This is a genomic window from Actibacterium sp. EMB200-NS6 (assembly GCF_001305615.1).
GTDB lineage: Bacteria > Pseudomonadota > Alphaproteobacteria > Rhodobacterales > Rhodobacteraceae > Actibacterium_A > Actibacterium_A naphthalenivorans.
This window is the reverse complement of sequence record NZ_CP010869.1, coordinates 2,512,299-2,529,879: the sequence shown is the minus strand read 5'-3', so window position 1 is coordinate 2,529,879 and position 17,581 is coordinate 2,512,299. Positions and strand designations below refer to the sequence as shown.

General features: G+C 62.1%; 16 protein-coding genes and 2 tRNA genes. 11 read left to right on the top strand and 7 right to left on the bottom strand.

From position 1 onward, the window contains the following. Positions 1 to 34: 34 nt before the first annotated feature. From TQ29_RS12240 to TQ29_RS12215, 7 genes are all read left to right on the top strand, one after another. Positions 35 to 124, top strand: a tRNA-Ser gene (locus TQ29_RS12240). A gap of 741 nt (positions 125 to 865) precedes the next feature. After that, the gene (locus TQ29_RS20290; protein WP_162231824.1) at positions 866 to 2,203 is read left to right on the top strand and encodes a DNA cytosine methyltransferase; all 1,338 of its coding nucleotides are present in this window, start codon (positions 866 to 868) and stop codon (positions 2,201 to 2,203) included. After that, positions 2,200 to 3,282 carry a DNA cytosine methyltransferase gene (locus TQ29_RS20285; protein WP_082386618.1) on the top strand — a complete coding sequence of 361 codons (1,083 nt, stop codon included), beginning with the start codon at positions 2,200 to 2,202 and terminating at the stop codon, positions 3,280 to 3,282. The genes TQ29_RS20290 and TQ29_RS20285 overlap by 4 nt, the downstream gene beginning before the upstream one ends. Positions 3,283 to 3,592: 310 nt before the next feature. Further along, positions 3,593 to 5,038 (top strand): IS21 family transposase, encoded by a 1,446-nt coding sequence (gene istA / locus TQ29_RS12235; protein WP_082386617.1) that lies wholly within the window; start codon positions 3,593 to 3,595, stop codon positions 5,036 to 5,038. Then, positions 5,035 to 5,799, top strand: coding sequence for an IS21-like element helper ATPase IstB (gene istB / locus TQ29_RS12230; protein WP_054539392.1), 765 nt, complete (start codon positions 5,035 to 5,037; stop codon positions 5,797 to 5,799). Before istA ends, istB begins: the two co-directional genes overlap by 4 nt. Positions 5,800 to 6,051: 252 nt before the next feature. Further along, positions 6,052 to 7,578, top strand: coding sequence for a protein NO VEIN domain-containing protein (locus tag TQ29_RS20280; protein WP_082386616.1), 1,527 nt, complete (start codon positions 6,052 to 6,054; stop codon positions 7,576 to 7,578). Positions 7,579 to 8,005: 427 nt separating this feature from the next. Continuing rightward, on the top strand, positions 8,006 to 8,251 hold the full coding sequence (locus TQ29_RS12215; RefSeq protein WP_235974503.1) for a hypothetical protein: 246 nt from the start codon (positions 8,006 to 8,008) through the stop codon (positions 8,249 to 8,251). Positions 8,252 to 8,319: 68 nt separating this feature from the next. Here TQ29_RS12215 and TQ29_RS12210 read toward each other — a convergent pair. After that, a tRNA-Cys gene (locus TQ29_RS12210) sits at positions 8,320 to 8,393 on the bottom strand. A gap of 416 nt (positions 8,394 to 8,809) precedes the next feature. Here TQ29_RS12210 and TQ29_RS12205 point away from each other — a divergent pair. From TQ29_RS12205 to TQ29_RS12195, 3 genes are all read left to right on the top strand, one after another. Next, positions 8,810 to 9,463, top strand: coding sequence for a protein-L-isoaspartate O-methyltransferase (locus tag TQ29_RS12205; protein WP_054539388.1), 654 nt, complete (start codon positions 8,810 to 8,812; stop codon positions 9,461 to 9,463). 87 nt (positions 9,464 to 9,550) lie between these two features. After that, complete coding sequence (locus TQ29_RS12200; protein ID WP_054539387.1) at positions 9,551 to 10,921, top strand: TolC family outer membrane protein; 1,371 nt, start codon at positions 9,551 to 9,553, stop codon at positions 10,919 to 10,921. A 69-nt stretch (positions 10,922 to 10,990) separates the two neighbouring features. Beyond that, the gene (locus TQ29_RS12195; RefSeq protein ID WP_082386615.1) at positions 10,991 to 11,725 is read left to right on the top strand and encodes a hypothetical protein; all 735 of its coding nucleotides are present in this window, start codon (positions 10,991 to 10,993) and stop codon (positions 11,723 to 11,725) included. Positions 11,726 to 11,791: 66 nt separating this feature from the next. Here TQ29_RS12195 and TQ29_RS12190 read toward each other — a convergent pair whose 3' ends face one another. Next, positions 11,792 to 12,112 carry a DUF6280 family protein gene (locus tag TQ29_RS12190; protein WP_037206110.1) on the bottom strand — a complete coding sequence of 107 codons (321 nt, stop codon included), beginning with the start codon at positions 12,110 to 12,112 and terminating at the stop codon, positions 11,792 to 11,794. 216 nt (positions 12,113 to 12,328) lie between these two features. Here TQ29_RS12190 and efp point away from each other — a divergent pair, with 216 nt between their 5' ends. Further along, the gene (gene efp / locus TQ29_RS12185; RefSeq protein WP_054539385.1) at positions 12,329 to 12,892 is read left to right on the top strand and encodes an elongation factor P; all 564 of its coding nucleotides are present in this window, start codon (positions 12,329 to 12,331) and stop codon (positions 12,890 to 12,892) included. A 175-nt stretch (positions 12,893 to 13,067) separates the two neighbouring features. Here efp and TQ29_RS12180 read toward each other — a convergent pair whose 3' ends face one another. The 5 genes from TQ29_RS12180 to TQ29_RS12160 form a co-directional block, all read right to left on the bottom strand. Continuing rightward, a complete protein-coding gene (locus TQ29_RS12180; protein ID WP_054539384.1) occupies positions 13,068 to 13,769 on the bottom strand; it encodes a YafY family protein in 702 nt (233 codons plus the stop codon). Further along, the gene (locus TQ29_RS12175; RefSeq protein WP_054539383.1) at positions 13,769 to 14,152 is read right to left on the bottom strand and encodes a VOC family protein; all 384 of its coding nucleotides are present in this window, start codon (positions 14,150 to 14,152) and stop codon (positions 13,769 to 13,771) included. The genes TQ29_RS12180 and TQ29_RS12175 overlap by 1 nt, the downstream gene beginning before the upstream one ends. 61 nt (positions 14,153 to 14,213) lie before the next feature. Continuing rightward, positions 14,214 to 14,978: a folate-binding protein YgfZ gene (locus TQ29_RS12170; RefSeq protein ID WP_054539382.1), complete on the bottom strand. Its 765-nt coding sequence runs from the start codon at positions 14,976 to 14,978 to the stop codon at positions 14,214 to 14,216. Positions 14,979 to 15,016: 38 nt separating this feature from the next. Beyond that, positions 15,017 to 16,780: an ABC transporter ATP-binding protein gene (locus tag TQ29_RS12165; RefSeq protein ID WP_054539381.1), complete on the bottom strand. Its 1,764-nt coding sequence runs from the start codon at positions 16,778 to 16,780 to the stop codon at positions 15,017 to 15,019. Beyond that, positions 16,773 to 17,465: a tyrosine-protein phosphatase gene (locus tag TQ29_RS12160; RefSeq protein ID WP_054539380.1), complete on the bottom strand. Its 693-nt coding sequence runs from the start codon at positions 17,463 to 17,465 to the stop codon at positions 16,773 to 16,775. The genes TQ29_RS12165 and TQ29_RS12160 overlap by 8 nt, the downstream gene beginning before the upstream one ends. Positions 17,466 to 17,581: the final 116 nt, after the last annotated feature.

Here is a 17,581-nt window from a genome sequence, read left to right as displayed (position 1 = left end):
ATGCCCTGCGCGACTTTTGTAGGAGCAGGGGAACGGAGAGGTGGCCGAGTGGTCGAAGGCGCACGCCTGGAAAGTGTGTAGGCGGGAGACCGTCTCCAGGGTTCGAATCCCTGTCTCTCCGCCACTTGCCCTCGCGAAAGCGTTCTCTCGATCCGGCTGCGGCCGGATTTTTCCGTTGTTTTCGAGGGTTATGCGGGAAGGGCTAAGAACTGGCCCCGGCGCCAGACGGGCCGGAAGCGGTCTCTCCGGGCCGATATTCTCTGGACCTGATGACTGCGCCGATTTGGTGAAGTCTTGACAAGCCACTGAAATTGCGAGGGTTAATCCCCTGCCTGCTGAACACTTCGATTTCAGGGTCAAGCTTCGAAAAGGAACCGAAATCGAACAATACCAAAGGTGGCGAAGCAGCTGGGTGACGGTTTAGCCGCTGCGCTCGCTACCGGTAGCAACATTGCCGTTTTGCAGCAAGCGCTTAGACCGATCCAAACGCTGACGGGCCCCCACGACCAGCCTGGCCGGAAGACTACCGTCGTGCCACTTACCTGTGCAGGCTTCTGGAAAGGCGCAGTCCAACTTCGCAACCTCAGCTGGCCGTCGCGCGGGCGTGCATGTGAGAGTGGCCTTGCGTGTCGGCGGGAGCCTATGCCTAGGACTTTGTCGCCGCTTCCATTGCGGGTGCGGTTGACAGCTTTTCGACTTGGAACGAGCGAGACAAACTACTATGGACGGGGGATGCCAAGATGATAAGGTACAAGATGTATTCGGGCGATCAAGAAATGCCGGGGCGAGCCGATCTTCCTACGCAAGCGAGACGTGCTGCCGGAGTTCGGACCAGCACGTGGACGCTTCAGGAGGGACTAGTGAGATGGCGGATCGCATAAACGGGACAAAAGAGCCCGGCGGGACACTGGCGCAGCTACGTGAATTTGCGCAGAGCCGTGACGCAGTACGTGAAGCAGGTGTTGAGCTTGCGCTGTCGTTAGACGAACAGTGGTCGGCCGCCCGGGTTGCGAAAACTGGTCCCGTGGACGTGGTCGACATGTTCGCGGGATGTGGAGGCATGTCTGCGGGCTTTTTGGCGGCGAACGCGCTTTTGCCAGCGTATCGTCTTGCGACGGCCATCGATATCGATGACGTCGCGATGAAAACTTACGAAGCGAACTTGGGTCTCAAGCCCTTGAAGCTTGACTTGCATGCATATTCCGAGAGCCAAGAAGGCTTAGTCCAGTTGGTGAATGAGGCGCGAAGAGCGCCCGATGCTCCGCTTGTGCTAATCGGCTGTGCGCCTTGCCAAGGCTTCTCCTCACATAGGAATTCCGCAGGGGAAGCAGATCTTCGCAACACGCTGTTTGTTACGTTCGCAAGGGCAGCGATCGCAATTCTTCCGGATGTAGTCATTGTCGAAAATGTTCCGGAGGTAGCGACAGACCGCTATTGGCCCGTTGTCGCTGAAGCGCGACGTGTTCTCGAGAGCGCTGGCTACGAAGTCGTATTGACCGCTCACGATATGGCAGATTTCGGCGTCCCTCAGCACCGATATCGCGCCGTAATGGTTGGCATGCGGAGACCATTCAAAATGCCAAGGGGATTCTTGACGGGAGAGGGACGTCGCACAGTTCGGCAAGCAATTGAGTTTCTACCGAGCATTACTCCAGGAGAAGTTTGCGCTTCGGATCGGATGCATTATACGGCGGGACACAAGTCGTCGACAGTGGAGACGATCAAAGCTGTTCCTTTGGACGGCGGGCGGCGTCCATTTGACGTCGGCCCGGAGAGCCTACGTCGCTACGCAGAACGCACGGGCGAGTTGGCTTTCAAGGATGTCTACAGCAGGCTTTGGTGGGACCGCCCGGCGATCACCATAACAGGTCATGCAAGAAATCCGGCGAGCGGTAGGTATGTACATCCTGAGCAACACCGTGGTCTATCTGTACGAGAGGCTGCCCTACTCCAGGGCTTTCCGCGATCATGGACGTTCGCAGGGGGCCTGAGCTCAGCTTTCCTGCAGGTTGGCAATGCGGTGCCACCGCCGTTCGCCGCCTTCCTTGCTGTTCACATTCTCGGGGAAATGTTCGGCGAGCCTGCTGAAGTAACAGATCGTGAGATGGACATCTCGGGCTCCCTAGGTTCCACTTTCTCTCGCAGAATTCCTGCTCTGAAAGCTGGTCGGCAGGCCGCTCATGAACCAATGGCCGCACGATGAAACCTACCGCCATTGATTTGTTTTGCGGAGCTGGAGGGCTGTCGCTCGGTTTGCAATCTGCCGGATTCAACGTTGTCGGTGCCTTTGATGCATGGGAGCCGGCCGTAAGAAGCTATCGTCAGAATTTTCGCCATCACCCGTGTTTTAAGGAAGATGTGGCTGCGCTTACCTCTGAACGCCTCGGTCGGCTTGGGCTGCCCAAGGAAGTCGATTTAGTTGCTGGTGGACCTCCCTGTCAGGGGTTTTCCATTCAACGAATTGGTGCTGACGAAGATGTCAGAAATGATTTGGTTTTGGAGTTCGTCCGCTTAGCGGCAGCTATGCGCGCAAAGGTTTTCCTTATGGAGAATGTTACCGGCCTTCTCGGAGCGCGTGGACGAGTTGTACTAAATCGTTTTGAGGAACTCGCGCAAACATTGGGATACGAGGTCAGGACGAAGGTTCTCAATGCGGCTGATTTTGGCCTGCCGCAGTTGAGGAAGCGTGTGTTCGTCGTTGGTATAAGACATGATGTTTCAGGAGATTTTGTATTTCCCGAGCCATGCGTTTTGCGGCATCAAACTGTCGCTGAGGCTTTGGCAGGACTACCGCCTCCCGCTAAAGAGCGTTGTACCATGCCAGCTGATCCCCTGCACATCGTGACACCTTTATCGCCTCTTAACAGGCTGAGAATCGAAGCTGTGCCACCAGGTGGCGGCTTCGAAGACCTGCCGCTAGAACTACGGTCGAACTGCCACAAGGCGGGCGCTGAACGTATCGGACATCGTGCGGTGTATGGACGACTGCATCCCGACAAGCCCGCTGGAACCATCACCGCGATGTTCGATAGTTTCACGCGTGGTAGATTTGGGCATCCATTCGAGCACAGGAACCTGACCCTACGTGAAGGAGCACGTCTTCAGGGGTTTCCTGACGATTACGCTTTTGTTGGTTCGAAACGTGAAATGACAAAGCAAATCGGAAATGCCATTCCTCCCCCATTGGCCAAGGCGGTCGGGACTTCACTGCGACAAACTCTGCTAGAGGATGCGTCGCTTTTCGATGAAGATACCGCTCTACCCTTACTGCGAGAAGCCTGAACGATGCCGCTACTGACCACTTGGGCTGGCGGAATGACCGGGAATTTCCCAGACCTCTTGCGGGCGCTAACTCATGGTCCTGACCGTACTATCACTGAAGGGGGATTTCGAGTTCTTTTGTCGAGTGATGGAGCGACGGACAGCGACGTGTGAGAACGGCGGTGCAAAAGTCGGCCACGGTAGCGGCGGGATGAGCCTGCTGCGGGCGGCGTAAAAGTCGTCCACCTTTACCCTTTCTGGCGACAGGGAGGGCGGGAGGATTTTCACCGTGGATTTGTATCGGAAAGTTCGGCTGGCCTGTGCTGAAGGCATGAGCCAGCGCGAAGCGGCGCGGCATTTCAACATCTCGCGCGACAGCGTAGCCAAGATGATGGCGTTCTCGGTCCCGCCGGGATATCGGCGGTCGGCACCGATCAGGCGGCCGAAGCTGGATGCTTACACCGGGATCATCGACGGCTGGCTGGACGGCGATCGGGAGGTCCATCGCAAGCAGCGGCACACGGCGAAGCGGGTGTTCGAGCGGCTCCGCGACGAACACGGGTTCACCGGCGGCTACACGATCGTAAAGGATTACATGCGGCAGCGTGAACGGCGCGGCCGCGAGATGTTCGTGCCGCTGGCGCATCCGCCCGGTCATGCCCAGGCCGACTTCGGCGAGGCGGTGGTCGTCATCGGCGGCATTGAGCAGAAGGCGCATTTCTTTGTCATGGATCTGCCGCACAGTGATGCCTGCTTCGTGCGAGCCTATCCGGCAGCCACTGCCGAGGTTTGGGTGGATGGCCACGTTCACGCTTTCGCGTTCTTCGGCAAGGTGCCCGCGTCGGTCCTCTACGACAACGACCGCTGTCTGGTTGCGAAGATTCTTCCTGATGGAACGCGTCAGCGGGCCACGCTCTTCAGCGGGTTCCTGTCGCATTACCTGTTCCGTGATCGTTACGGGCGCCCCGGCAAGGGCAATGACAAGGGCAACGCGGAGGGGTTGGTCGGTTATTCCCGCCGCAACTTCATGGTGCCGATCCCGCGGTTCGCGACTTGGGACGCATTCAACGATTACCTGGAGGCACAGTGCCTCAAACGTCAGGCGGATGTCCTGCGCGGCCAGTCCGAGACGATCGCGGAACGCCTCGAGCGGGATTTGGCCGCGATGGCTGATCTGCCGACAGCGCCATTCGATGCTTGCGATCAGGTCACCGGACGGGTCAGCTCCCAGGCACTGGTGCGCTACAAAACCAACGATTACTCAGTCCCCGTCGCCTACGGCCACCGTGACGTCTGGATCAGGGGCTATGTCGACGTGGTCGTGATCGGCTGCGGTGGCGAGGTCATCGCACGACATCCACGCTGCTACGACCGTGAGGACATGGTCTTCGACCCGGTGCATTACCTTCCGCTCATCGAGCAAAAGATCAACGCCCTGGACCAGGCGGCGCCCCTGGCGGAATGGGACCTGCCGCTCGAGTTCGCGACCCTGCGCCGCCTGATGGAAGCGCGGATGATCAAGGCCGGACGCCGCGAGTATGTCCAGGTTCTGCGCCTGCTGGAGACCTTCGACATCGACGATCTGCATGCCGCCGTTAAGAAGGCCCTGCAATTGGGCGCGGTCGGCTTCGATGCCGTCAAGCACCTCGTCCTCTGTCACGTCGAGAAACGGCCGCCGAAATTGGATCTCGATGTCTACCCATATCTGCCGCGGGCGAACGTCGAGACCACATCCCCGGCCAGCTATATGGCCCTGATGTCGGAGGATGCAGCATGACCGACATCCCGAAGATCCTGCTCGCGGATCATCTCAAGACGCTGAAGCTGCCCACCTTCCTGCGGGAATACGAGAAGCTCGCCCGACAATGCGCCGCGGAAGGGCTGGATCATGTCCAGTTCCTGGCCCGCCTGGTCGAGCTGGAATTGATCGACCGCGAGCGGCGGATGATCGAGCGGCGCATCAAGGCCGCGAAGTTCCCGACGGCCAAGAGCCTGGACAGCTTCGACTTCAAGGCGATCCCGAAGCTCAACAAGATGCAGGTGCTGGAACTCGCCCGTTGCAACTGGATTGAGCGGCGCGAGAATGTCATCGCCTTGGGGCCCAGTGGCACCGGCAAGACCCATGTTGCCCTCGGGCTGGGGCTGGCGGCCTGCCAGAAGGGCATGGCGGTCAGCTTCACCACCGCCGCCGCGCTGGTCAACGAGCTGATGGAGGCCCGCGACGAACGCCGCCTGCTCCGTCTGCAAAAGCAGCTGGCCGGCGTCAAATTGCTGATCATCGACGAGTTGGGCTTCGTGCCGCTATCCAAGACCGGCGCCGAGCTCTTGTTCGAGCTGATCTCGCAGCGCTATGAGCGCGGGTCCACGATGATCACGAGCAACTTGCCATTCGACGAATGGACCGAAACCTTCGGCACCGAACGCCTGACCGGCGCGCTGCTCGACAGGCTGACCCACCACGTCAACATCCTCGAGATGAACGGCGACAGCTATCGGCTCGGCCAAAGCCGCGCCCGAAAGGCCGAAGCCTCAACCTGATCACACATTGCAGAATTGGCCCTCCGGGCCAATGCGCCATGGCACGCGCCAGCTATCTGGGGAGCGCACGCGCCATGGCGCTTGGCATCCCGCCACTGGCTTGGTTTTGCGCCGCCACGTGGCCGGTTTTTACTCCGCCGTTGACATCTGAAGCGTTTCGCGAGTGTCTTGCAGCTGTCTCATACTGCAGCGGAGGCCGCGCGTGCCACAATAAGTGCTGGATTGGAGCGCGTGGCACCCTGGATAAGAGCAGTGCTGCACCTGGTGGCAGGACCACAAGCACTTCAAGATTTCGACGAAGAGGGTGCCGATGTCCTCAAGGATGCACTTGCTCTCGAACTCGCGCTTTCGAAACTGCTGAATGAAAAGGCTGTCACTGCGGACAAGGTTGTAGAGGTGGCCCGGACCGCGCTTGGCCCTAAGGATTTCCGCGAGGGGCTCCGGCTCGATTTTGCTGAATTCAATTCGAGCTTGATAGCGCTCGGGATGGAACCAGAAGCGTACTCTGACACCCACAGATCGCGCCTCGAAAACTTCATCCGTGTGAAGGAGGTAGAGATAACGGATTGTCTTCGCACGACTTCTGCTATGCGTTTGAAAAATATGGAACCAGCAGAGACCTATGGCGAACTCCGGGGGAGCTTTAGAAACCTGGTGCCGGATCCTAAATGGCTGCTGGAGTTCGAAGAGCCGCCGCAACATGCTCTCGCAGCACTTGTGAACTCATGGCTTGCGGAACATGAGGCGCCGCCACTTGGTCATGCTGCCAAGAACCTTTCTCCTCTGTCCGAAGTACGCACGCACAATCACAAGTTTGTTCGAGAATTTATACTAGAGGCTGCGCCTATCGTGCGCGCATGGTGCGCGAAGAACGAGCCGGACGGATCTACACCCGCTTTGCTTGCGGATGATGAGGGTAATCATGTTCGCAAGCGCCTCGACGACGTTGGTGTCCTGGATTTCCAGCCGTTGGACCAGAATGCGCTGTTGAGATGGCTCCATGTGCTTGAACTTTGGCCAACCGCGATGCCGCTCGCACTCGATCTCGAGGGGCTGGGACTCTCTGAGGGAGACCTGTCGACGGAGAGCGTACGAGCTCGCGAGGCCAATGAGGAGCGGAAGAGAGAAGCGCGCTCCGTCCCTTTCAACGGTCGTTTTATCGACCCAATCGGCGCCGACCTGTTTCAGATATCAGAAGAACTTGGTCGGACGCTTTCGACAAAAGTGTTGGGGAGGTCGCTCGGAACAATAACGGATCTTGCAGAACCCAACGGGTCCCCGACATCCAAGCAAAAAGAAGCAGGCGACCGCTCCCCCAAAGGCCGCAGACCGCGAGTTCCGGAAGAGAAAACGGAACTCATCGGTCGGCTTGGCGAAGTGACGATCTACCATTGGCTTAGGAAAATTCTACCCAATCAAGATATTGATGCGGCGTGGCGCTCAGAAAATGGCGAACTGATCACCGGCCGCAAGGGTCGAGACGGGTTGGGATACGATTTCGAGGTAAGCTACCGCAACCAGATCTGGCAGATCGAAGTAAAAGCTAGTCTTGACGATCCTCAGTCGTTTGAGATGGGCGAAACTGAGGTAGCAGCTGCACGAGCCGCAGCACGACCACGAAGCGGCGTCCAGTATAAGATTGCCTACGTCAGCTACGTCTCTGAACCCGCGCGAGCGATGATCGAAATGCTTCCAAACCCTATGTCTGAAGACGGGGCGCGTGTCTTAGAACTCCGCGGCGAGGGCATTCGATACGGCTTTCGTCGGAGCAAATCATGAGGGGCGGCACACCACTTCTCGTCCTGGAGAAGGTTGGATATCAGGCCCATCCCCTCCGCCACTTGCCCCCGCGAAAGCGTTCTTCCGATCCAGCTGCGGCCGGATTTTCTCGTTGTTTTCGGGGGTTATACGGGAGGGGCTGAGCACTGGCCTCGGTGCGAGGATGGCCCAAAGCGTTCTCTCCGGGCCGACATTCTCTGGACCTCATGACTGCGGGGTTTTGGTGAATAGCTTGCAAGGCACTGAACTTTCGTAGTTTTTTGGCATGCCGGTCTGACCACTTCGATGTCAGTCGTTTCGGCTTATGGAACACAAATTGAACCACTGGCCAGGGCATCAGAAATCCCCGAATAGCTCTTGAAAACGTGCAACCGTTTCACTGCTTGCCCCGCCGGCTCCCGAAACCGAGGCACTTGATGCTTGGCGAATGCGCACCATCAAAAAGAAGATGAAGCACGAGAAGGCGAGCTACTACAAAACGCACGGGCTCAGGAAAAACGCGACGATCGAGCTGTATCTGGCTGGATGTGATGACGAGATGGTCAAAGCCGTCACCGGTCACTCAGGCGTTGAAATGCTCAAAAAGTACGGCGGCCCGATCCGGCAAAGAGAGCTCGCGAAGCGCGCCCAAGAGGCAAGAAATCAAATGGAACGAAGCAAGACCGAAACGTGAAAGTTTCAACGGTTGTTTCAAAAATGGCAGTGAAGGAGAGGAAGGATGACGCAAGTCATTGATTTTATTGGAGGCGAGTACCGGAATCGAACCGGTGTACACGGATTTGCAATCCGCTGCGTAACCACTCCGCCAACTCGCCCGGTGCCTTGTGGTGCGGTGCTTTTATGGGGTTCGCCGGTCATACGCAACCCATCTGCTGCGGCACGGCTGCAATTTTCCGCAACAGGTTTGCGCCGTGTGAGACGCGCTGTGGGGGTGCCGTGGGCGCCGGCATCGAACGAGCTATTCCGGCCAGATTCGAGGCCGCCGGAACAACACGGCGTTCAGGCGGGCGGATCACTGGCTCGTATATCGCCGCAAGCGAGCTGCCGCGGTTTGCAGAGGGCCGCCGGCCCGGTGATTTCATGGGCTTTGCGGGGGCATTTTACCGTGGCGTCATGCCCGGGCTGGCCGTGCGGACACAGGCGCGCCCGGCGGCGTGCTTGCGTGTTGCCGTTCAATAGTTTCTGTGTCATCACTGAAGCTAACCACAACTAGACCGAAGAGTTTAGTCACATGACAGACTACGCCACGCGCCGCCGTATGATGGTGGACACGCAGGTCCGCCCCTCGGATGTTACCAAGTTCCCGATCATCGATGCGATGTTGTCGGTTCCGCGTGAGGCCTATGTGCCCGCCAACCGCCGCGAGGCGGCGTATGTCGGCGAAAACCTCGATCTGGGTGGCGGCCGTGTCGTGCTGGAGCCGCGCACGTTGGCCAAGATGCTGGACGCGCTGGATATTCAGCCCGATGAGCTGGTGCTGGATATCGGCTGCGGGCTTGGCTATTCGACGGCCGTCATCGCGCGGCTGGCCGAGGCCGTTGTTGCGGTCGAGGAAGACGCCGGCATGGCGGCGGAGGCGCAGGACACTTTGTCGGAGCGGGGCGTGGACAATGCCGCCGTGATCGAAGGCGCGCTGGCTGCCGGGGCGGCCAAGCACGGGCCCTATGACGTGATCATCCTTCAGGGCGCGGTCGAGCATTTGCCCGATGCGCTGCTGGCGCAGCTGCGCGAGGGCGGGCGGATCGCGGCGCTGTTCATGGAGGGCGCCTTGGGCGTGTGCCGGATCGGCTACAAGATCGATGGAAACGTAACGTGGCGATTTAGCTTCAATGCCGGTGCTCCTGTTCTGCCGGGCTTTGAAGAGCAGCGTGCTTTCATGCTATGAATTTCTGGCAGGGCCGAAAAAAGCTTACGAAAAAGCGCTATGGTCCGGCGAGCAGGTGAACATGTGATGCGAGGCAGAGGCGAGACAATGGGAAAAACCTTCCGACACGCGGTGCTGGGCTTTGCCTCGGCGGCCTTTCTGAGTGGAGCGCTGGCACCGGCGGCCTCGGCCGAAACGCTGACCGACGCGCTGATTTCTGCCTACAAGAACAGTCGGCTGCTGGAGCAGAACCAGGCGCTGCTGCGCGCGGCCGATGAAAACGTCGCGCAATCCATCGCCGCGCTGCGGCCGGTGCTGCAGTTCATCGCGGAAGCCACGAATGTGGATACGCCGCAGATATCGAGCAACACCAGCGGCACGGTTTCGCTGCAGGCCAGCATGGCGCTTTTTGATGGCGGGTCGAACCGGATGGCGGTCGAGGCGGCCAAGGAGTCGGTGCTTTCGGCCCGTGCCAGCCTGGTCGGGGTGGAGCAGAACGTTCTGCTGACCGCGGTTCAGGCCTATATGGATGTGCGCGCGTCCATTCAGAACGTGTCGCTCGCGCAAAACAACGTGCGGCTGATCAGCGAACAGTTGCGGGCCGCGCAGGACCGGTTCGATGTGGGCGAGGTGACGCGGACAGATGTGTCCCTGGCGGAATCGCGGCTGGCCACGGCGCAGAGCAACCTGGTGGCCGCCGAAGGCGCACTGACCTCGGCGCGCGAAGTTTACCGGACAGCGGTGGGGCACTACCCCCAGACACTGACCGGCACGCCCCGCGTTCCGACCCTGCCCAAAACACTGGCCGACGCCCGTTCCATCGCAGTGCGGGGCCATCCCAGCATCATTTCCGCCCAGCATGACGTGACCGCCGCCGAAATCTCTATCGCGCGGGCGAAAGCGGCGCGGGGCCCGTCGGTGTCGGCCACGGCCGCGGCCAGCCGGACCGATGGCGGGAACGATTCCAGCTCTGTCGGGCTGGAGCTGCGGCAGACGCTTTACAGTGGCGGCGCGCTGGTTTCGGTGCAGCGGCAAGCGGCGGCAAACCGCGATGCCTCGCGCGCGGCCCTGCACCGTTCCGTTCAGCTGGTGGAGCAGGATGTCGGCCAGTCCTGGTCCGGTCTTGCCGTGTCACGGTCGCAGCTTCTGGCCAGCGATCAGCGTATCCGCGCCGCGCAGCTCGCCTTTGAAGGCACGCGGGAAGAGGCCCGCCTGGGATCGCGCACCACGCTTGACGTGCTGGATGCCGAACAGGAACTCCTGGATGCCCGCACCGGGCGCGTCGATGCGGAGACGAACCAGTTCATTGCCTATTACAGCGTCTTGGCCTCGATGGGTCTTTTGACGGTGGAGCATCTGAACCTCGGTATCCCGACCTATGATCCGACCGCCTATTACAACGCCGTGCGGAACGCGCCGCTGCGCAGCATTCAGGGCGAGCAGCTCGACAGGGTGCTGAAAAACATCGGCCGCGAGTAGTCACACCACTTATTGTGCGATTATACGGTGCAGGCTACTATACCTGCATCAGATGTAGGAGGCCCGCACGTGTCCGATTCCGTCAGGCAAGTGGATATCGAGGATGTCCTTTCTTCGATCAGACGACTCGTAGCCGACGAAGCAACGCAGCGCGGCAGCGCTGCAAGCCCGGCGGCGTTTCCGCCGGACGCGGGGGCGGGCAAGGTTGAAAAGCTGGTGCTGACGCCGGCGTTGCGCGTTGCCGACCCTTCGGTGGCCGATCCGGGTGCGCCCGTGGAAGATGCGTCGGGCGATGTGGCCCAGTGCGCTGCCGATGCCGCGCCGAAGGTGGCCGGGAGCGGCCCGGCGCCTGAGCCGCAGGCGGAAGCACCCGAAACCGGGCCAGAACCAGCCGGCGATGCCTGGGAAGAGATCTCTCTGGAAGAGCGTATCGCAGAGCTTGAAGCCGCAATTTCAAACAGCGGTGAAGAGTGGGAGCCTGACGGCAGCGAACTTGACGGCACATCCGCCCGTTACGAAGAGGCCGCGGCGGCTGACGCGCCTGCACCCGCAGCCACGCCGGAAGAGGCCACCGCGGAAGAGGCAGCCCCGGAAACGGCGCAACAGGCCGATGCGGATCAGGAGCGCGAGCTTGATCTCGAAGACGAGCCCATGGTGCTCGACGAAGAGATGCTGCGCGACCTGGTCAGCGAGATCGTCCGTCAGGAGCTGCAGGGCGCCCTGGGCGAACGTATCACGCGCAACGTGCGCAAGCTCGTCCGGCGCGAAATCAATCGCGTCATGGCCAGCCGGGACTTCGAATAGCGGCGGTTCGGAAAAGAAAAACACGCCCTTGCGGGCGCGTTTTTGATAATCCGCAACGGAGTCGGATCAGGCGGCTTCGGCCTGCTCCTGAACCTGGCGACGCTCGCTTTCCTCGCGTGACAGAGCCACCGAGGTACGTACGCCCTTGCCCACGAATTCCATCAGCCCGGACACAACCCGTTCGTTCGGATCAATGCCGGCGCAGGACAGAACTTCCCGACCATCGCGCGAACGGGCCCAGCGGGCAATCTGCTCCGGCCCGTTTCCATATTTCTTGTCGTCTGCAATCGCGTCATCCAGTGCGGCCAGAACCACCGCTGCGAAAAGTTTCCGCGCGCGATTGCCCTGCTCGTGGTTGAAAGCGGTGCCATCAACGAAATCGACCATCTCGTCGTCCTTTTATTCTTGCTCTTGCATTTTCAGGCGTGCCGCCGAATATGGCTTTTTTGGCGCGATTCGATATTGCATATTGGGAATGTCTGTCATGCACTCTTCGCATGCCTCCATTTCCGCTCTACCGTATTTAGTCGCCTTGCCAGCCTGTCATGGTCAAGATATAGGAGCGGCAAAAGTGTGATCAACCTTTAAGCAAAGTTTTGTCATATGCCAAAGATCAACGGTAACGAAATTCGCCCCGGCAATGTGCTGGAGCACAACGGTGGCCTGTGGGCCGCTGTGAAGGTGGACCATGTGAAACCGGGCAAGGGCGGCGCCTTTGCCCAGGTCGAGCTGCGCAACCTGCGCAACGGGTCCAAGCTGAACGAACGGTTCCGCAGCGCCGACAAGGTCGAGAAGGTTCGGCTGGAGCAGAAAGACCAGCAGTTCCTCTATGAATCCGACGGGATGCTGGTGTTCATGGATACCGAAACCTATGAGCAGGTCGAACTGCCCGCAGAGATCCTGGGCGAACGCCGCCCGTTCCTGCAGGACGGGATGACCGTGGTCATCGAATATTACGAATCCGAGGCGCTGAACGCCACGCTGCCGCAGAAGGTGACCTGCAAGGTGGTCGAGACCGAGCCGGTGGTGAAGGGTCAGACCGCCGCCAACAGCTTCAAGCCCGCGATCCTCGACAATGGCGTCAAGGTCATGGTGCCGCCCTTCGTGGGGCAGGACGAGGATATCATCGTCAACACCGAAACCATGGAATATGCCGAACGCGCCTGAGCGGACGGCACATCTTGTGGTCAAGACGGGGCAGGGCTGCGTGCGCTGCCCTTTTCATTCGTGCAACGCTTTGGGCCTGTGCGCCGGGCGCGGGCTTAACCCGGCGTTCAGCGTACAAACCGTGCGATTCCGGGGGGCGGTTCGTACGAAACCCAGGTGACGGGCGCCGCCGCGTTCAGCATCCGCCGGCATCTTCGCCGCACGCGGAGAGCGCCGCGTAGAACGCCGCCAGGTCGCGGCCGGGCTCGGGGCGGAAGGGCGCGCCTTCGGCGATGCCGGCGATCCGGTCGAGCCGGAACATGCGAAAATCCTCGCGCAGCTCGCACCAAGCGACCAGCGTCCAGACCTTGCCCCAGAACCAGAGGCCCAGCGGGCGCACCATGCGCGCGGTGGGGTGGCCCGCCGCATCACGATACTCGAGCCGCAGGCGCAGGCGCCTGTCCACGCCGCGCTCCAGCCGGTCGAGCATGGCGCGCAGGGCGTCGTCCATCTCGGGCATGGGCAGGGCGTGAATCTGAACCGCCCCGGCGCGCTGGCGGGCGGCGTCGGGCAGGACGGCGTCGATCTTCTGCATCGCCTCGTCGGCGGCGCGGGCCATGTCGAGCCCGCCCCAGGCGCGGATCAGCCGCGCCCCGGCGACAAGCGCCGCGATTTCGCCGGTGTTGAACATCAGCGGCGGCAGGTCATAGCCCGCGCGCATCAGATAACCCACGCCCGCCTCGCCCTCGATCGGCACGCCCGAGCCGATCAGATCGGCGATGTCGCGGTAGATCGTGCGCTCGGACACCTCCAGCCTTTCGGCCAGATGGCGGGCGGTCAGCAGCCGGCCGCCCCTCAGATACTGAACGATCTGAAACAGGCGGTCGGCGCGGCGCATCAGGTGGCCGCGGCGGGCTGGAACAGGCCGATGGAATTGCCGTCGGGGTCTTGTGCATAGGCGAAGCGGCCGGGCGGGATGGTGACGACCGGGCCAAGCTCGGTTCCGCCCGCCGCGACCAGCCGCTTCATCGCGGCCTCGACCGTATCGGGCACCCACAGGTGGATGGTGGGGCCCTGACCATCGGCGGCCGGGGTGCCGGGATAGAGATGGCCGGCGGTGCCGCTGTCATCGGCGGCGGCAATGAGGGCGATCGGGTTGGGGCCGGTTTCGTCGAGCTTCAGGGCGAAGTCGAACACGGCCTGATAGAAGTCCATGGCGCGGGGCAGGTCGGTGACGGGAATTTCCGCCCAGACAACGGGGTGCTGCGGGGTGTGGGGCATCGTTCTGATCCTTCGGTTGACGATGACCGGACTATACCACAGCCCCCCTGACAGCGTTGTGTCAGGAGGCCGTCAGGGCGGCGCGGCGCAGGGTGGCGGTGCCCGCCCGCATCGGCCCCTCGGCGCGGTCGAAGCGCAGATGCGCGATGGCCTGCCCGCCGGATTGGGTAAAGAGCGTGCCCGCGGGTTTGCCATCGGTGGTGATCTCGGTGCCGACGGGGGCGGTACCGGTGATCTGCACGGTGATGAGGCCCTTGCGCAGCTCTGTCTTGTGTTTCATGCGGGCGGTGACCTCTTGCCCGACATAGCAGCCCTTCTTGAAATCGACCCCGTGCAGCCGTTCGAACCCGGCCTCGAGGATATAGGTTTCCTCGGGGATCAGCTCTCTCCCGGTTTCGGGGATGCAATGGGCAACACGGATCGCATCCCAATCGATCAGGGGGGCGGTGCCGGGGGTATCGGTGTAGCGCCGCCAGCCAAGCGCGGGGTGGCGCGGATCGGGCAGGGCGCCTTGGGGCGGGGTGCCGAGGCCGCGCCGGACATGCAGCGGGGACGGGGTGATGGTGACATCGGCGCGCAGCTTGTACATGCCCAGCCGCCGCATCAGGCCTGGGGCGAGATCGGAATGCACATCCAGCAGCAGCGTGTCGCCGCGTTCGGACACGAAGAAATCGGCCAGGTATTTGCCCTGGGGTGACAGCAGCGCGGCATAGGCCATGCGGCCAGCCAGCCTGGTCACGTCGTTCGAGACCAGCCCCTGCAGAAAGGCGATGCGATCATTGCCCGCGATTTCCAGCACTGTGCGGTTGTCGGCCCGTTCACCCATGGCGTCTTTCCTTTCGGCGGGACGCCTGGCGGCGCCTCTCAGTCTGTGGTTGCGAACTGCAGCTTGTAGAGGCCGGAATAGAGGCCGCCGCGGGCCAGCAATTCGTCATGCGTGCCCTGTTCGGCCACGCGGCCCTTGTCCATCACCACAATCTGGTCCGCGTTGCGCACGGTTGCAAGCCTGTGGGCGATGACAAGCGTGGTGCGGCCGGTGCTGAGCCGGTCGAGCGCGTCCTGCACCACCCGTTCGGATTTCGCGTCGAGCGCCGATGTCGCCTCGTCGAGCAGCAGGATGGGGGCGTCGCGCAGCAGGGCGCGGGCGATGGCCACGCGCTGACGCTGGCCGCCCGAGAGGCTGGAGCCGCGCGGGCCGGCGGGGCTGTCGAGCCCGTTGGGCAGGTTGGGCAGGAAATCGGCGATATGGGCGGCCTGCAGCACCTCGTTCAGGCGGGTCTCTGTAATATCGGTGCGGCCGAGCAGGATGTTGTCGCGCAGGGTTTCATCGAACAGCATCGCGTCCTGGGTGACGACCGAGAACAGGCCGCGCAGATCGGGCAGGGCCATGTCGTGGATCGGCAGGCTGCCGACGGTGATCTGCCCGCTCTGCGGCTCGACCAGCCGGGCCAGCAGGTTGAACACGGTGCTCTTGCCCGCGCCCGAGGCGCCGACCAGCGCGGTGACCTGCCCGGCCTTCGCCGTGAGGCTGAGCCCGTTGAGCACCGGCGTGTCTTCATAGGCCATATGCACGTCCCGCAACGTGATGTCGGCCTGCTGCGGGGGGCAGGGCAGGGGCCTGGGCCGGGCGGGGGGCAGGATGGTGGGGCGGGCGTCGAACACGTCGTAGAGCCGCTCGAGGCTGGCCAGCGCCTGCTGCCACGCACCCGAGACGTTGCCGATACGGCGCAGCGGTTCGAACACCAGCGCCATGGCGGTGAAGAAGCTCATGAACTCGCCCACGGTTTTCTGGCCGTCGATGATCTGCAGGCCGCCGTAGGTGAGCACGCCGAAAAAGCCGATGCCGGCGACGATGTCGATCAGCGCGGGGATGCCGGCCTGCCCGATCTGAGAGCGGATCTGGGCGCTGACGAACCCGTCGAGCGTGTCGGCGAAGCGGCCGCTTTCGCGGCGTTCCATCCGGTTGAGCTTGATCGTGGTGACGCCGTGGAAGATCTCGTCGAGCCGGGTGGCGATGGCGGCGGCGGCGGCGCGGGCGCTGCGCGCGGTGCGCCGGACCCAGCGTTGCAGCCCGATGATCGGCAGCACCAGAAGCGGTGCGCCGGCCACCGCGATCAGCGTCCAGAGCCAGTCGATCGAGAGCGCCACGGCGAAGAGCGAAATCAACGCCACCACGTCGCGCCCCGCGGCGGCCAGCACCGTGGACCAGATCGTCGAGGCCGCCGTGGTATCGCCGCGCACCCGTTCGATCAGGTTGCCGGGCGGGGTTTTCTGGAACCACTGGCTGTCGAGCGTCAGCATATGCGCGACCATGTCGCCCTGCAGCGCCGCCGCCACCTTCTGGCCGACGCGCGCCATCAGCACCCGCTGCCCGAAGCCCGAAAGGGCGCGGGCCAGAAACACGGCGAAGATGCCGCCCGCCACCCAGCCGAGCGCGGCCTTGTTGCCCGATACGAACACCTCGTCGAACATCGGTTCGATCATGTAGCTGAGCGCGCCCAGCATCCCGCCCTCGAGCGTCATCAGCACCAGCGCGGCAAGGATGACCGGCAGGTGCCGCTTCAGATAGCCGCGCCAGATCCACGACACCAGCGGGCGCGGATCACCATCGGCGGCGCGCTCAGCCATTGCCGCGCGCCCGGCTTTCCCGGAACGCTTCGGTCAGCGCCTCGGGGTCATAGCGGGTTTCGATCCATGTGCGGATCGGCATCGGGCTTTGGGCGGTGTCGGCGGCATAGGCATCGAGCATGTGATCGAGGATGCCGGTGCGATCATTGCGCAGGTGCAGATAGCGCAGCGAAAGCTGCCTGGCGGCCTCGGCCGCCGGCCGGCCCTCGATATGCATCAGGTAAAGCGCCGAGGCCAGCCCGGCCCGGTCGGCCCCCGACTTGCAATGCATGACGAAGGGTTTCTCGATCGTCTCGAACAGGTTCAGCAGGTGCAGAAGGTGCTGTTTCGGCGCCAGTTCACGGGCGCTGATCGACACCGAGTGCAGGGACATGCCAAGCGCCTCGCAGCTTTCCTTTTCGAACAGGAAATGGCTGCGCGGGTTGCTGCCGCGCAGGGTCAGCACGCTGCGGATGCCCATGGCGTGATAGCGTTTGAGCCGTTTCGGCGACGGCTGGTTCGAGCGCCAGACGCCGGGCGCGATCTCATCCAGATTGGTCCACAGCACGCGCAGGAAGGCGTGGTCCATCAGCTGAAAATGCCAGAACGCGGCGCGACGCCCGTCGGGCGTGGAGATATCATTGCCAAAGGACTGGCGCAGGCTGCGCTCGAACTCATCCAGGCGGGACTTGATCTGACCGAACATGCGTACTCGCTTCGGGTGCGGGACAAGCGCGGGGTCTATCCTGAAAGGCCCCGGCTGACAAGCGATTGACCGTCTGCATGCGCGGGCCTAATTGGGAATGGCCCCAATCGGAAAGG

What these genes read in the sequence shown, in the direction of transcription:
- TQ29_RS12180 (WP_054539384.1), bottom strand. Translation starts at nt 13,769, where the DNA reads ATGCGCCGCGCCGACCGCCTGTTTCAGATCGTTCAGTATCTGAGGGGC.
- TQ29_RS12175 (WP_054539383.1), bottom strand. Translation starts at nt 14,152, where the DNA reads ATGCCCCACACCCCGCAGCACCCCGTTGTCTGGGCGGAAATTCCCGTC.
- istA (WP_082386617.1), top strand. Translation starts at nt 3,593, where the DNA reads ATGAGCCAGCGCGAAGCGGCGCGGCATTTCAACATCTCGCGCGACAGC.
- TQ29_RS12190 (WP_037206110.1), bottom strand. Translation starts at nt 12,112, where the DNA reads ATGGTCGATTTCGTTGATGGCACCGCTTTCAACCACGAGCAGGGCAAT.
- efp (WP_054539385.1), top strand. Translation starts at nt 12,329, where the DNA reads ATGCCAAAGATCAACGGTAACGAAATTCGCCCCGGCAATGTGCTGGAG.
- TQ29_RS12160 (WP_054539380.1), bottom strand. Translation starts at nt 17,465, where the DNA reads ATGTTCGGTCAGATCAAGTCCCGCCTGGATGAGTTCGAGCGCAGCCTG.
- istB (WP_054539392.1), top strand. Translation starts at nt 5,035, where the DNA reads ATGACCGACATCCCGAAGATCCTGCTCGCGGATCATCTCAAGACGCTG.
- TQ29_RS20290 (WP_162231824.1), top strand. Translation starts at nt 866, where the DNA reads ATGGCGGATCGCATAAACGGGACAAAAGAGCCCGGCGGGACACTGGCG.
- TQ29_RS12170 (WP_054539382.1), bottom strand. Translation starts at nt 14,978, where the DNA reads ATGGGTGAACGGGCCGACAACCGCACAGTGCTGGAAATCGCGGGCAAT.
- TQ29_RS12205 (WP_054539388.1), top strand. Translation starts at nt 8,810, where the DNA reads ATGACAGACTACGCCACGCGCCGCCGTATGATGGTGGACACGCAGGTC.
- TQ29_RS12215 (WP_235974503.1), top strand. Translation starts at nt 8,006, where the DNA reads ATGCGCACCATCAAAAAGAAGATGAAGCACGAGAAGGCGAGCTACTAC.
- TQ29_RS12165 (WP_054539381.1), bottom strand. Translation starts at nt 16,780, where the DNA reads ATGGCTGAGCGCGCCGCCGATGGTGATCCGCGCCCGCTGGTGTCGTGG.
- TQ29_RS12200 (WP_054539387.1), top strand. Translation starts at nt 9,551, where the DNA reads ATGGGAAAAACCTTCCGACACGCGGTGCTGGGCTTTGCCTCGGCGGCC.
- TQ29_RS20285 (WP_082386618.1), top strand. Translation starts at nt 2,200, where the DNA reads ATGAAACCTACCGCCATTGATTTGTTTTGCGGAGCTGGAGGGCTGTCG.